The sequence below is a fragment of the Rhizobium sp. LC145 genome (assembly GCF_001005825.1).
Taxonomy (GTDB): domain Bacteria; phylum Pseudomonadota; class Alphaproteobacteria; order Rhizobiales; family Rhizobiaceae; genus Neorhizobium.
Genome location: NZ_LBHV01000005.1, coordinates 59,506 through 73,082 on the forward strand (window position 1 = coordinate 59,506; position 13,577 = coordinate 73,082).

Below are 13,577 nucleotides of genomic sequence, written 5' to 3' on the forward strand. Positions count from 1 at the left end.
CTTATGCGCCGATGAGACGAGCCCCGGCACGCGAAATCCAGGAACCGCGGTTCTCACGTGGCTCTACGCCGCCGGTCTGCAGAAGCTTGTAGGAATCCGCATACCACTGGCTGTCCGGATAGTTGCGCCCGAGAATGGCAGCAGCCGTCTGCGCCTCCTCGACGATGCCCATCGCAAAATAGGCTTCCGTCAGACGAGCCAGGGCCTCTTCCACCTGATTGGTATTGGAATACTGCTCGACCACGGTGCGGAAACGCGTAATCGCGGCGAGGTATTCCTTGCGCTCAAGATAATAGCGGCCGACCTGCATTTCCTTGCCGGCGAGCTGGTCGCGAGCGAATCGGATCTTGGCCTGCGCGTCCTCGACATATTCCGAATCCGGATAGTCGTTGACGACCTTGCTCATCGCTTCGATGGTGCGGCCGGCAGCGCGCTGGTCCTGCGTCACGTCAGCGATCTGCTTGGAATAGGAAAGCCCGACGAGATACTGCACATAGGCAGTATCCTTGGATTGCGGATATTGGGCCAGATAACGGTTACCGGTCTTGATGGCCTCGTCGTTCTGGCCGAGCCGGTACTTGCTGAAAGTGCTCATCACCAGAGCCTTGCGCGCCCATTCGGTGAACGGATGCTGCCGGTCGATGGAGTCGAACTTGCGGCTCGCTTCGGCGATGTTGCCCGCCTTCATATTGGCGAGACCCTGGTTATACAGGGTTTCCGGCGGATCGCTTTCAAAGCCGAGCTTGGTGATGTCGATGTCCTTGTCGGACTGGCACGCGGTCACGCCGAAACCGGCGCCCATGAGCATCAGCGAAACGAGCGCCAACCGCGCCGTTCCACGCATTCCAGCAGACCTTGCATAAGTCATTCGATACTTCCCGCTCGTCCCGCGCTTAAAAGCCCTCTGCTCTAGCCATAAAAGCAAAGAGAGAGCAACGCAATGATGGCGCATTAACGCAATTTTGTGGCATTCGTAACCCTTTGAGGCCTCAAATGGCTACATCCAAATACTTCCACACAAAAGAAAAGGCCGCTTCCGGGGAAGCGGCCAGGTCTACTGCGGCGAAACTTATCAACCCGCCCAGGGGGCGAATTCCGGCATGCTGACCGGCACGAACTCCCCTGCCCGCACACGCTGGCTGCGCGACGGAGCCTCGACCACCTCGTAAGCGGTCGGGTCGCTCAGCAGCGCCTTCAATGCATTGGCGTTCATCTTGTGGCCGCCGCGATAGGAACGGTAGCAGCCGATGAACTGCGCGCCGGCAAGTGCCAGGTCGCCGACGGCATCGAGCGTCTTATGACGCACGAATTCGTCCTCGAAACGCAGGCCTTCGATGTTGACGACCGTATCGTCGTCGGAGATCACGACGGAATTCTCAAGCGAAGAGCCGAGCGCATAGCCGGCTGCCCACAGGCGCTCGACATCACGCATGAAGCCGAAGGTACGGGCGCGGGCCAGTTCCTGCTTGAAGGTTGCCGCCGTCAGGTCACCCTTCCACGTCTGCCGGCCGATCAGCGGGGACGCAAAATCGATCTCCACCTCGAAACGGGTGCCGTCATAGGGACGGAACTCCGACCAGGATGCGCCCGATTCGATACGCACCGGCTTCACGACGCGAATGTAGCGCCGCTTGATGCCGAGATTGACGATTCCGACCTGCTCGATCGCCTCGATAAAGGGATGGGAACTGCCGTCCATGATCGGCATTTCGCCGCCATCTACCTCCACGACGACATTGTCGATGCCGAGCGAATAGAGGGCGGCCATCACGTGCTCGATGGTCGCAACCGAGCGAGCCAGCGAAGTGCCCAATACGGTGCAAAGATCGGTGTTGCCCACCTGCGAGGAAACCGCGCGATATTCGGCGACGCTGCCATCTTCGAAGTTACGGCTGAAGACGATGCCGGTACCGGCTTCCGCAGGCTGGAAGGTAATGCCGACGGAGCTTCCCGAATGAACGCCGATTCCCGTCAAGGTGACAGGTGCGGCGATTGTCGTCTGGAAACCAAGTAGTCCGATGGTCATTACTTACTGCCTTCTTTTTGCCGGCCCGAGAGCCGGAATTCTTGTCACCCGGTAATCACCCCAATCTGAGGACTTGCTTTTCCGGGCCCTTTTTCAGGCTCCTACATACGCACCCGCTTCGGACATTCCAAATCACTGTTCGTTTCGGATTGTAACGTTGCTAACCCACGAAGCCGGCTTTGCTTTTCGGCGTGGGCGAAAGCTTCAATGACAAAGGCCCGGATACGTGATCCGGGCCTTTGCGCAATAGCGGAGAAGACGTTTCTCAGTTCGACTGGCGGCGCAGGAACGCCGGGATTTCGAGCTGGTCGTCATCGTGATGGCTGGCCGCCCGCGGAACCGCCCGGCCCTGATCGTCGAGCTGGCCGCGACGAGGAGCGTAAAGGCTCGCTTCCGGAGAAAGCGACCGGCGTTGCTGGGAGGCGGCGCTCGGAGCCGGAGCAGTCATGTCGGCGTTGACCGGCTCGTCCTCGCGGCGTCCGAGCGAATTCGTGATTCGCTTCAGGAGGCCCATCGGACCACGCTCTTCCTGAACATGCTGCACGGGATGAGCGCGATGCTCCATCTCAGCCTTAACCACCGGCGGGAAGTCCTCCACCTTCGGCATGCGGACCGGCTCCACGACCTGCGAGACAGGAGCCGTAGCTTGCTCATGATACGGCTGAGCCATCCGCGGAGCCGGCTGCGCCTGCATGTGATGAGCCTGAGCAACGGAAGGCTGCGGTGCCGGACGGTTCATGACCGGAGCCGGTGCGGGAGCTTCGGCCGGAGCCGCGGCAGCGAAGATCCGGCTTTGCGGACGGAACTCTTGCTGCGGCTGCTGCATGACGGGCTGCGGTGCGGCAGGCTGAGATGCTGCGGCGATGGCAAGCTCCCGTTCCATGTCGGCCTCTGCCTGACGGATGGTTTCGGCAATCGGGTCGACGGTCTTGGGTGCCTGCGTCATCGTTGCAGGCTGCACTGCGGCCGATGCCGGAGCAACGGCCGCGGAAGGACGGATAATCGGCTTGGCGGCCGCACGCATTTCCATCGCGTGGAGATCGTTTTGGCTGGCGTTGCGATCGATGCCGGTTGCAACGACGGAGACGCGGATCAGGCCTTCGAGCGCCTCGTCGAAGGTCGCGCCGAGGATGATGTTGGCATCCGGGTCGACTTCTTCGCGGATACGGGTCGCGGCTTCGTCGACTTCGAAGAGGGTGAGGTCGCGACCGCCGGTGATGGAGATCAGCAGGCCCTGAGCGCCCTTCATCGAGGTTTCGTCGAGCAGCGGGTTGGCGATTGCGGCTTCCGCGGCCTGCAGCGCACGGCCCTGGCCGGATGCTTCGCCGGTACCCATCATCGCGCGGCCCATTTCACGCATCACCGAGCGAACGTCGGCGAAGTCGAGGTTGATGAGGCCTTCCTTGACCATGAGGTCGGTGATGCAGGCGACGCCCGAATAGAGCACCTGGTCCGCCATCGCGAAGGCATCCGCGAAGGTGGTCTTGTCGTTGGCGATACGGAAGAGGTTCTGGTTCGGAATGACGATCAGCGTATCGACCGACTTCTGCAGTTCCTGAATACCCTCTTCGGCGAGACGCATGCGGCGGCCGCCTTCGAAGTGGAAAGGCTTTGTAACGACGCCGACCGTCAGAATGCCCTTGTTCCGGGCCGCCTGCGCAACGACCGGAGCCGCGCCCGTGCCGGTGCCGCCGCCCATGCCGGCGGTGACGAAGCACATGTGCGTGCCGGAGAGGTGATCGATGATCTCATCGAGGCATTCTTCGGCTGCAGCGCGGCCGACTTCCGGCTGGGAGCCGGCGCCGAGACCCTCGGTAACCTGCACGCCCATCTGAATGATGCGCTCGGCCTTCGTCATGCTGAGCGCCTGAGCATCCGTGTTGGCGACGACGAAATCGACGCCCTCAAGGCCTGCGGTGATCATGTTGTTGACGGCGTTCCCGCCGCCACCGCCGACGCCGAAAACGGTGATCCGTGGCTTCAGCTCGGTAATATCAGGCTTCTGCAGCTTGATGGTCATGTTACCAGTTCCTTCTTTTTTCTGGCCGCGTCGCCAATCGGGCCAATTCGTTCAACTCTTCTCTGACGTCCGAACGCCACTCCGGCACGTCAAAAACTCTCTTTCAGCCATTGGCCCATGCGAGCCAGCCGGCCGTTCCCGTTGCCGAGCGAGGCGATGAGCCCGCTCTGCGAAGCATGTGTTTCCAGTTCCGCGACCTGCGGATAGATCATCAGCCCGACGGCCGTCGAAAACGCCGGCCCCTTGGCGGCAGCCGGAAGACCCGAGACGCCCATCGGACGGCCGATTCGGACATTGCGGGCCAAAATCCTGCGGGAGGTTTCCGCAAGGCCGGTCAACTGGCTCGCTCCTCCGGTCAGCACCACGCGCTTGCCGACGATCGGGCTGAAACCCGACTTCTGGATGCGGTCGCGAATGAGCTCCAGCGTTTCCTCGATGCGGGCACGAACGATCCGCGTCACCAGCGACCGCGGAACCTGGGTCGGCTGATCGCGATCGTCCTCGCCGATCGGCGGAATGGAGATCAGGTCGCGCTCGTCCGCACCGGCGGAAAGCGCCGAACCATGAACGACCTTCAGACGCTCCGCATCCTCGATGCGGGTCGACAGGCCGCGCGCGAGATCGGTCGTCACGTGGTGACCACCAAGACCGATGGCGTCGGTGTGAACGAGCCGGCCTTCTGCAAAGACCGAGATCGTCGTCGTTCCGGCACCCATGTCGATCGCCGCGCAGCCAAGCTCGACTTCGTCATCCACGAGTGCCGCAAGCCCGCTTGCGTAAGGCGTGGCCACGATGCCCTCGACCGAGAGATGCGCACGGTTGACGCAGAGCTCCAGGTTCTTGAGCATGGCCTGTTCGGCCGTCACCACATGCATGTCTACGCCCAGGATATCGCCGAACATCGACTGCGGATCGCGAATGCCGCGCTCGCCGTCGAGAGAAAAGCCGGTCGGCAGCGAATGCAGTATCGCACGCTCCTGGCGGCGCGACTGCTGGCTGGCGGCCACCAATACCTTGCGCAGGTCGGCCGCTTCGACCTCCTGTCCGCCGAGATCGATAGTGGCGGTGTAGACGTCGCTCGCCAGACGGCCGGCCGAAACATTGACGATGAGACTGTCGACGGTGAGCCCGGCCATGCGCTCGGCGGTGTCCACCGCCAGCCGCACGACGCCTTCCACCGCATCGAGGTCAGCGATCACGCCGGACTTCACGCCCCGCGAACGCTGGTGCCCGATGCCGATGATCTCGACGCTATGCGTGCGACCGGGCAGGATTTCGCTTTCCTGGCGCGGCGTCAGCCGACCGATCATGCAGACGATCTTGCTCGAGCCGATATCGAGTACGGAGACCACGTGGCTGCGCTTGGAAGACAGCGGCTTCAAGCGCGGCAGACCGAAATGGGAAGACCCGAAAAGGCTCATGACTGCCCCGCCTTCTTGAGTGCCTTGGTACGCGCGTCGAGCGCCTGCTTGCGCCGCTCGTCGGCACTCGCCGTCAACTGCACGGTCGTGCGGTCGTCGAGCCTGAGATCCACGGCCGCGATATCACGCTCCAGAACCCCCTGCTCCGCCTCCAGGCGGGAGAGAACGGCAAGCGCCTTGTGGATGTTGCTTTCCGGCAGCTTCAGGACGATGCCGTTGTCGAGATGCAGATCCCAACGGCGGCCGGCGACGCGAACATAGGCGCGCACCCGCTGCCTGATTTCCGGCCACCCGGCCAGCTCCTCCTCGAAGGAGGCCGCAGCCTGCTCCGCATCGCGGCCGACGAAAAGCGGCAGGGAAGCGAACTTGCTGTCCCGCAGCGGCGCGATCACGCTGCCATTGCGCTCGATCAGCGAAAGCTCGGAGCCGTGCTGCCAGATCCCGAACGCCTGACGCTCCTTGAGGGTGACCTCGATGGTCCTGGGATAAACCTTGCGAACCTCCGCATACTCTACCCAGGGAAGCTCCGAAAGCTTGCGGCGCGCAGCCTCGACATCGAGAGCCAGCAGCGACGTCGTGCCGTCGAGCCCGAGAAGCTGGAGAATATCGATCTCCGAAGTCTCGTTGTTGCCGGAAACCCGAACGTCTTCGATGGCGAACCCGGCCGAAGCGGTCAAAGCCTGAGCAACAGACTGACCATGCCCGCCGACCGACATGCCATAGAGACCAGTCGCGCCGAGAAAGGCAAACGTGGCAACGGTTCCGGTATGCGCCGGGATATGGATGCGGCCAGTCGCGAGGCTGACACAGAAGCGAACGACGCGACGCAGCGGACGCGGCAGAACCCGACGATCCTCACCACCCACATAGGCCTCTCGATTACGGCTGCGCGGTCCGCCCGCCCTTTTGCCGATCAACGCAAGCACGACGCGTCCTCCACCATCCAACGGACAAGTTCACCAAAGGAGTGGCCAGCATGAGCGGCCATTTCAGGCACCAGCGACGTCGGGGTCATGCCGGGCTGCGTATTAATCTCCAGCCAAATGACCTCACCACTCTCGGAGAAACGGTCGTCGTAGCGGAAATCGGAGCGGCTCACGCCCCGGCAACCCATCGCCTGATGCGCCTTGAGAGCCAGTGTTTGTATCTTTTGGTAAATATTCGGTGAAATCTGCGCCGGAATGACATGCTTCGAGCCACCCGCCGCGTATTTCGCATCGTAATCGTAGAAGGCGTTGCCGACCGGCACCACCTCGGTGACACCGAGCGCCACGTCACCCATGACGCCGCAGGTCAACTCGCGCCCATAGATGTAGCGCTCGACAAGGACGCGATCGCCGTAGCGCCACTCCGACGAGGTAATGACCTGCGGCGGATGAGACTGATCTTCCTTGACGATCACGACGCCGAAGGAAGACCCCTCCCGGACCGGCTTCACCACATAGGGAGGCTTTATCGGATGGGTATTGCCGATATCGAAGCGGCTCATCGCCTTGGCCTCAGCAACCGGAACACCCGCCGCCCTGGCAACATGTTTCGCCTGATGCTTGTCCATGGCGAGCGCCGAGGCGAGCACGCCGGAATGCGTATAAGGAATTTCGAGATATTCGAGGATGCCCTGGATCGTCCCGTCCTCTCCGAAAGGACCATGCAGCGCATTGAACGCGACATCCGGCTTCAGTTCGGAAAGAACCGCCGCAACGTCGCGACCGACATCGACGCGGGTGACGCGATAACCTTCTTCCTCCAGCGCCTTTGCGCAGGCATTTCCCGATGACAGGCTGACGGGCCGCTCGGAGGAAAAGCCTCCCATCAAAACAGCCACATGCTTGTCAGTCATCGATCACTCCCCGAGAAAAAAGGACCACGCTTGTACGCTGCCGCTCTTGCGTCAACCTGTCCGGAGATTGCGATTCCCGCCGCCCTTCAGACATGGCTGCATTAGTGCCCGAATATGGTTAACAAATCGTTTACCTTGGTTAACCACGCACCCGAAGCCAATGAAATGAAAGGGCAAATTCCGCACCGTTCAGACGAGACCTTAAATGGGAACCGCCAGGAGCGGTCGAATCCCTCAAGGCAGGGCCCGCGCATGTGCCGGAGCGATTCCTGACACGATCGCGCGCTTTTTCTTTTCTCTTATTGCGTCTTTTCTATTTTGGTTTTCGAAAAATTGCGCTATGGCCGACCCGGCCCTCCCAAGAGCCGCCTACAATCCCTCTTAATTGGATACAGCGATGACCAATGCGATACCGACAGTATCGCCGTCCGCTGAGCCGTTAGAACCTGTTGCATTGAACTCCCCTGCACGAGTCCTGACGGCCAGTCTGGTCGGCACGACGATCGAATTTTTCGATTTCTATGTTTACGCCACGGCCGCAGTGCTGGTTTTCCCGACCCTGTTCTTCCCGAACAGTGACCCGACCACCGCACTTCTCGCCTCCTTCGCGACATTCTCGATCGCTTTCTTCGCCCGCCCGCTCGGCGCGATCGTCTTCGGGCACTTCGGCGACCGCATCGGTCGCAAGACGACACTCGTGGCCGCCCTGCTCACCATGGGTATTTCCACGGTCGTGATCGGCCTTCTGCCGTCCTATGAGACGATCGGCGTGGCCGCGCCTCTGCTTCTGGCGCTTTGCCGGTTCGGTCAGGGCTTCGGCCTCGGCGGAGAATGGGGCGGCGCAGTTCTGCTCGCCACGGAGAACGCACCTCCCGGCAAGCGGAGCTGGTACGGCATGTTCCCGCAGCTCGGCGCGCCGGTCGGCCTCTTCCTCTCCTCGGGTATGTTCTGGGTGCTGCTGCACTTCATGTCGCAGGAAGCGCTTCTGAGCTGGGGCTGGCGCGTGCCCTTCCTGGCCTCCATCCTCCTGATCGTGCTTGGCCTGTGGGTCCGGCTTTCGATCACCGAAACGCCGGCCTTCCAGAAGACGATCGACAGGCAGGAGCGCGTGGAAGTGCCGGTCGCGGAACTCTTCCGCAATCACAAGCGCAGCCTCGTGCTCGGCACTTTCGTGGCGCTCGCCACCTTCGTGCTCTTCTATATCGGTTCGGCCTATCTGCTCTCCTACAACGTCAAGATATTGCAGATGCCGTTCATCGAGGCGCTCGAGGTCCAGATCCTCGGCTCCATCGTCTTCGGCATCTTCATCCCCATCATCGGCAAGCTGGGCGATCGCTTCGGCCGTCGCGAGATGCTGATTCTCACGACCGTCCTGATCGGCATCTTCTCGTTCTTCCTGCCGGGGCTGATGACTGGCGGTGAAGCATCGATCTTCGCCTTCTCGGCGCTCGCCATGCTGCTGATGGGTATGACCTACGGCCTGATCGGGACGGCGCTCGCCGCACCTTTCCCCACCGCCGTGCGCTATACCGGCTCGTCGATCACCTTCAACTTCGCCGGCATCTTCGGCGCCTCGCTGGCGCCCTATGTCGCCACCTGGCTGCAGGCGAATTACGGCATGACCTATGTAGGCTATTATCTCGGCCTTTCGGCGGTCATCACGCTCGCCTGCATCCTGCTCTCCGGCAAGGACGAAGTCTAACTCAAAGCCGGATTCAAGATAAAAGAAAAGCCCGCGAAACCATTGGTATCGCGGGCTTTTTTCTTTAAGCGGAGCGCCTTCTTCAAGCGGAGCGTGGAGCCCCGGTAACCTTCGCAGCCGCCGCTTCTTCGCTATCATCCACCAGTTTCCAAGCCACCGCGCCGAGCACCGCACCGACGATCGGCGCAACCCAGAACAGCCAAAGCTGGCCGAGCGCCCAGCCTCCGGCAACCACCGCCACACCGGTCGACCGAGCCGGATTGACGGAGGTGTTGGTGACCGGGATCGAGATCAGATGGATCAGCGTCAAAGCGAGGCCGATCGCGATCGGAGCAAAGCCGGCCGGAACCCTGGAGCCCGTAGCCCCGAGGATGATGAAGATGAAGAAGCCTGTAAGGACTACTTCCGCCACCAGCGCGGAGGTCAATGAATAGCCACCGGGCGAATGTTCGCCATAGCCATTGGACGCAAAACCGCCGAGCTGGAAATCGGCCTTACCCGAAGCGATCAGGTAGAGCACGAAAGCTGCGACCACAGCCCCCACCACCTGGGCGATGATGTAGGGTACGAGGCTAGCTGCCGGAAATCTGCCGGCCACCGTCAGACCGACCGATACCGCAGGATTGAAATGACCACCGGAAATGCCGCCGACGGCATAGGCCATGGTCAGGACTGTGAGGCCGAAAGCCAGGGATACGCCTACAAAACCGATACCCAGATCGGGATAGGCGGCGGCCAAGACGGCGCTCCCGCATCCCCCGAATACAAGCCAGAATGTACCAAAGAACTCAGCAGAAAGCTTCTTAAACATCGAGAACCCCCACATAGTGTGCCCCTCCGGCTCACGCCGGGGAGAGGGCACGAGTCGTCACTGCCTCATGACTATGCAACAAGATTGACGAAATGCAACTTGGACAGGCAGCGGGTGGCTTTCGGCGAAGCGGAAACTTGGAAAAGTGCTAAGGAGTTTCGTTAAGAAACCCCGGCAACGAACTGATTCGATTCATCTAAGAATTATCGATGCCCCGGTAACCGAGGCATCGGCAGCGTTACTTATTCGCTGGTCGCGCCCTGGAACGGCTTCACTTCACGCCCCGGCATGAAGATACCGAGTCGCCTGATCTCCCATTCGAGCTTGATTCCCGAATGTTCGAAGACGCGCTGGCGCACCGTCTCCCCGAGATATTCGAGATCGTAACCGGTGGCGTACCCGATATTGATCATGAAGTTGCAGTGAAGCGAGGACATCTGCGCTCCACCGCTCATGAGCCCGCGCCCGCCAGCTTCGTCGATGAGCTTCCAGGCAGAATGGCCCTCTGGATTCTTGAAGGTCGAACCGCCGGTCTTTTCCTTGATTGGCTGCACCGTTTCGCGATGTTGACGGACAGCATCCATATCAGCGCGGATCTTTGCACGATCTTCGGGATAGCCCTCGAAGACCGCATGGGTGAAAATCATGTCCGTGGCAGCCGAGGAATGGCGATAGCTATAGCCCATGTCGGCGTTGGTGAGCACATGCTTGTTGCCCTTGCGGTCGACCGCATGGACCTCGACGACCCGTTGGGAGGTCTCGCCGCCGTTGGCACCGGCATTCATGCGCAGCGCTCCGCCGATCGATCCGGGAATGCCGTAGTAGAATGCGAACCCGCCGATACCATTGTCCATCGCCATGGCGGCAATGTGCTTGTCGGGGCAGATCGCACCCGCCTGGATGCGGTTCTCGCCGGCGAGATCGACCTGGCCGAACCCCTTGGCGGAAAGCCGCAGGACCACACCCGGAATACCACCGTCGCGAACCAGCAGGTTGGAGCCGACGCCCACGACCGTCAGCGGTACGTCTTTGGGAAGAATTTTGAGAAAAGCGACGAGGTCATCGACGTCGTGCGGCTGGAACATCAGCTCCGCAAGGCCGCCCGCCTGGAACCAGGTCACGCGATCCATGGGAGCGTCCGGCGTCAGACGTCCACGCAATTCCTTGACGCCTTCTCCAAGCGACGCCAGCAGTTTTTCCCCGTTCACCTGTTTCATTCTCACTGTCCCGAAATACTTTCCAGTTCCCTTGGCAATGCCGCCGCCCACTGCGTGATATTGCCAGCCCCCAGAAGAACCACGAAATCACCCGGTTCCGCAATGCCTGATACAATCGATGCGAGTTCCGCCGGAGAGGATATATATCGCACATCGCGATGACCGCCCGATCGGATACGCGTGACCAGCGCTTCGGAATTGGCGCCTTCGATCGGCTCCTCGCCGGCCGCATATACCGGCGCCAGTATGATGCTATCGGCATCATTGAAGCAATTGGCAAAATCCTCGAACAGGCTCGCGAGGCGCGTATAGCGATGCGGCTGGTGCACCGCGATGACGCGGCCCTGGCAGGCTTCGCGTGCTGCTTTCAGCACCGCTTTGATCTCTACCGGATGATGGCCGTAGTCGTCGAATACCTGGACGCCGTTCCAGCTTCCCGTGAGCGTGAAACGCCTTTTGACACCGCTGAAGGCGGCAAGCCCCTTGCGAATGCTTTCTTCCGGAATACCGAGCCGATTGGCGACAGCGATCGCCGCCGTGGCATTGGAAATGTTGTGCCGGCCGGGCATCGGCAGTTTCAGGTCACTGAATTTGAAGACCTCGCCCGTGCGGCGGCGGCGTATTTCCACATCGAAGATCGAGAGCGTTCCCTCCATGCGGACGTTGGAGAAGCGCACATCCGCCTGCGGATTTTCTCCATAGGTGATGATCTTGCGATCCTCGATACGTCCGACGAGCGCCTGTACCTCGGGATGATCGAGGCAGAGCACGCCGAAGCCGTAGAAAGGCACGTTCTCGACGAATTGCCGGAAGGCCGCTCGCACCGCATCGAAATTTCCGTAATGGTCCAGATGTTCGGGGTCGATATTGGTGACGACCGCGACATCCGCGGGCAGCTTCAGGAAGGTGCCGTCCGATTCGTCGGCTTCCACCACCATCCACTCGCCCTCGCCCATGCGGGCATTGGTGCCGTACGCATTGATGATGCCGCCATTGATGACGGTCGGGTCGAGCCCGCCTGCCTCCAACAGCGCACCCACCATCGAGGTGGTGGTCGTCTTGCCGTGCGTGCCGCCGATGGCGATCGCATTGCGGAAGCGCATCAGTTCGGCGAGCATTTCGGCGCGACGGACGATCGGCAGCGATTTTTCACGCGCGGCGACGAGTTCCGGATTATTCTTCTTGATGGCGGTCGAGACGACGACCACTTCCGCATCGCCCAGGTTTTCCGCCTGATGTCCCACGAAGACCGGAATGCCCTTGTCGCGCAGTCGCTGCACGTTGGCGCCGTCGGCCTGGTCCGATCCCTGCACGCGGTGGCCGAGATTGTGCAGCACTTCGGCAATGCCGCTCATGCCGATCCCGCCGATGCCGATGAAATGGACGAGCCCGATGGCCTTCGGCAGCTTCATGCATGTACTCCTTTGATAACTGAAATCGGCTTACGCTCGGCAATAGCCACAACCATGTCCGCCAGCAAGCCCGTCGCGTCGGGTCGCCCTGCCTGCTTTGCCGCGGCCGCCATCTTTTCGAGACGTTCCGGGTCTTTCATGGCCGCCGAGATCATCGCGGCAAGCCGATCCGGAGAAAGATCGGATTGCGCCACAACTTCGGCACCTCCGGTCGCGACAAGCGCCGCCGCATTGGCCGCCTGATCATGATCGAGCGCGTAAGGATAAGGAACGAGAATGGCGGGGCGGCCAATCACCGAGATCTCCGACACCGTCGAGGCCCCGGAGCGGCAGACCACCAGATGCGTCGCCGCAAGACGTTCTGCCATGTCGGTGAAGAAGGACGACACTTCCGCCGGCGCCTGCAGCTTGGCGAAGCAGGAATTCACCCGGTCTGCATCCTCCGGCCGTGCCTGCTGCGTAACCACGAGACGCTTGCGCTCCGGCTCCGCAAGCAGGCTGAGCGCCGTCGGCACGGCGGAGGAGAAGAACTGCGCACCCTGGCTGCCACCGAAGACGACGAGCCGGAACGGCTCATCCCCGCGTGATGGCGCATAGGGTGTCTTTGCTGCCTCCAGCACGGCGGGACGTACAGGATTGCCGGTGGTGACGGTCTTGGCTGCATAGGGCCCGGTGTTTTCCGGGAGGAACCCGCCGGCGATCGCCTGCACCTTGCCGGCCAAAGCCTTGTTCGCCCGGCCCATCACCGCATTCTGCTCGTGGAGCATCGACGGAACGCCCATGGAGGTCGCCGCCATCAGCGGCGGCACCGTCGGATAGCCGCCGAAACCGACCACGGCGACAGGCTTCAGGCGCCCGATCAGCCGGCGCGCGACGCGCAGCCCCGTCCAGAGCTTCCAACCGGTCCGAAGCAGCGCGACCGGATTCTTCGACGCGAGCGTCGCCGACGGCACGACATGGATTTCGTCCGCCGGAAACTTGCCGGCAAAACGTTCCGCACGGCTGTCCGTGACGAGGTGAACGGAATAACCCCGCGCCCTGAGCTCGTGCCCTAGGGCCTCGGCGGGAAATACATGGCCGCCGGTGCCACCGGCGGCAAGCAGGATGATGCCTTTGGTCATTGTTCCT

General features: G+C 61.6%; 11 protein-coding genes. 1 reads left to right on the plus strand and 10 read right to left on the minus strand.

What is annotated here, in order from left to right; genetic code table 11:
- Position 1: 1 nt before the first annotated feature.
- The 6 genes from YH62_RS15775 to YH62_RS15800 form a co-directional block, all read right to left on the minus strand.
- Positions 2 to 868, minus strand: a complete 867-nt coding sequence (locus tag YH62_RS15775) for an outer membrane protein assembly factor BamD (RefSeq protein WP_082118372.1) — start codon at positions 866 to 868, stop codon at positions 2 to 4.
- A 204-nt stretch (positions 869 to 1,072) separates the two neighbouring features.
- Positions 1,073 to 2,026, minus strand: a complete 954-nt coding sequence (lpxC, locus tag YH62_RS15780) for a UDP-3-O-acyl-N-acetylglucosamine deacetylase (protein ID WP_046795211.1) — start codon at positions 2,024 to 2,026, stop codon at positions 1,073 to 1,075.
- A gap of 265 nt (positions 2,027 to 2,291) precedes the next feature.
- On the minus strand, positions 2,292 to 4,046 hold the full coding sequence (ftsZ, locus tag YH62_RS15785) for a cell division protein FtsZ (protein WP_046795212.1): 1,755 nt from the start codon (positions 4,044 to 4,046) through the stop codon (positions 2,292 to 2,294).
- 89 nt (positions 4,047 to 4,135) lie between these two features.
- Positions 4,136 to 5,467, minus strand: a complete 1,332-nt coding sequence (gene ftsA, locus YH62_RS15790) for a cell division protein FtsA (protein ID WP_046795213.1) — start codon at positions 5,465 to 5,467, stop codon at positions 4,136 to 4,138.
- Complete coding sequence (locus tag YH62_RS15795; protein WP_245282122.1) at positions 5,464 to 6,384, minus strand: cell division protein FtsQ/DivIB; 921 nt, start codon at positions 6,382 to 6,384, stop codon at positions 5,464 to 5,466. Before YH62_RS15795 ends, ftsA begins: the two co-directional genes overlap by 4 nt.
- A complete protein-coding gene (locus tag YH62_RS15800; RefSeq protein ID WP_046795215.1) occupies positions 6,381 to 7,307 on the minus strand; it encodes a D-alanine--D-alanine ligase in 927 nt (308 codons plus the stop codon). Before YH62_RS15800 ends, YH62_RS15795 begins: the two co-directional genes overlap by 4 nt.
- Positions 7,308 to 7,704: 397 nt before the next feature.
- Between YH62_RS15800 and YH62_RS15805 the strand changes: the two genes are divergently transcribed.
- Entirely contained in the window at positions 7,705 to 9,009 is a 1,305-nt protein-coding gene (locus YH62_RS15805; protein WP_046795216.1) for an MFS transporter, read from the plus strand.
- A gap of 82 nt (positions 9,010 to 9,091) precedes the next feature.
- Here YH62_RS15805 and aqpZ read toward each other — a convergent pair whose 3' ends face one another.
- From aqpZ to murG, 4 genes are all read right to left on the minus strand, one after another.
- Positions 9,092 to 9,820 carry an aquaporin Z gene (gene aqpZ, locus YH62_RS15810; protein ID WP_046795540.1) on the minus strand — a complete coding sequence of 243 codons (729 nt, stop codon included), beginning with the start codon at positions 9,818 to 9,820 and terminating at the stop codon, positions 9,092 to 9,094.
- A 242-nt stretch (positions 9,821 to 10,062) separates the two neighbouring features.
- Entirely contained in the window at positions 10,063 to 11,037 is a 975-nt protein-coding gene (gene murB, locus YH62_RS15815; protein WP_046795217.1) for a UDP-N-acetylmuramate dehydrogenase, read from the minus strand.
- Positions 11,038 to 11,039: 2 nt separating this feature from the next.
- Positions 11,040 to 12,449 (minus strand): UDP-N-acetylmuramate--L-alanine ligase, encoded by a 1,410-nt coding sequence (gene murC / locus YH62_RS15820; protein WP_046795218.1) that lies wholly within the window; start codon positions 12,447 to 12,449, stop codon positions 11,040 to 11,042.
- Positions 12,446 to 13,570: an undecaprenyldiphospho-muramoylpentapeptide beta-N-acetylglucosaminyltransferase gene (murG, locus tag YH62_RS15825; RefSeq protein WP_046795219.1), complete on the minus strand. Its 1,125-nt coding sequence runs from the start codon at positions 13,568 to 13,570 to the stop codon at positions 12,446 to 12,448. The genes murC and murG overlap by 4 nt, the downstream gene beginning before the upstream one ends.
- Between the last annotated feature and the right edge of the window lie 7 nt (positions 13,571 to 13,577).

What these genes read in the sequence shown, in the direction of transcription:
- ftsZ (WP_046795212.1), bottom strand. Translation starts at nt 4,046, where the DNA reads ATGACCATCAAGCTGCAGAAGCCTGATATTACCGAGCTGAAGCCACGG.
- murG (WP_046795219.1), bottom strand. Translation starts at nt 13,570, where the DNA reads ATGACCAAAGGCATCATCCTGCTTGCCGCCGGTGGCACCGGCGGCCAT.
- YH62_RS15805 (WP_046795216.1), top strand. Translation starts at nt 7,705, where the DNA reads ATGACCAATGCGATACCGACAGTATCGCCGTCCGCTGAGCCGTTAGAA.
- murC (WP_046795218.1), bottom strand. Translation starts at nt 12,449, where the DNA reads ATGAAGCTGCCGAAGGCCATCGGGCTCGTCCATTTCATCGGCATCGGC.
- YH62_RS15800 (WP_046795215.1), bottom strand. Translation starts at nt 7,307, where the DNA reads ATGACTGACAAGCATGTGGCTGTTTTGATGGGAGGCTTTTCCTCCGAG.
- ftsA (WP_046795213.1), bottom strand. Translation starts at nt 5,467, where the DNA reads ATGAGCCTTTTCGGGTCTTCCCATTTCGGTCTGCCGCGCTTGAAGCCG.
- murB (WP_046795217.1), bottom strand. Translation starts at nt 11,037, where the DNA reads ATGAAACAGGTGAACGGGGAAAAACTGCTGGCGTCGCTTGGAGAAGGC.
- YH62_RS15775 (WP_082118372.1), bottom strand. Translation starts at nt 868, where the DNA reads ATGACTTATGCAAGGTCTGCTGGAATGCGTGGAACGGCGCGGTTGGCG.
- aqpZ (WP_046795540.1), bottom strand. Translation starts at nt 9,820, where the DNA reads ATGTTTAAGAAGCTTTCTGCTGAGTTCTTTGGTACATTCTGGCTTGTA.
- lpxC (WP_046795211.1), bottom strand. Translation starts at nt 2,026, where the DNA reads ATGACCATCGGACTACTTGGTTTCCAGACGACAATCGCCGCACCTGTC.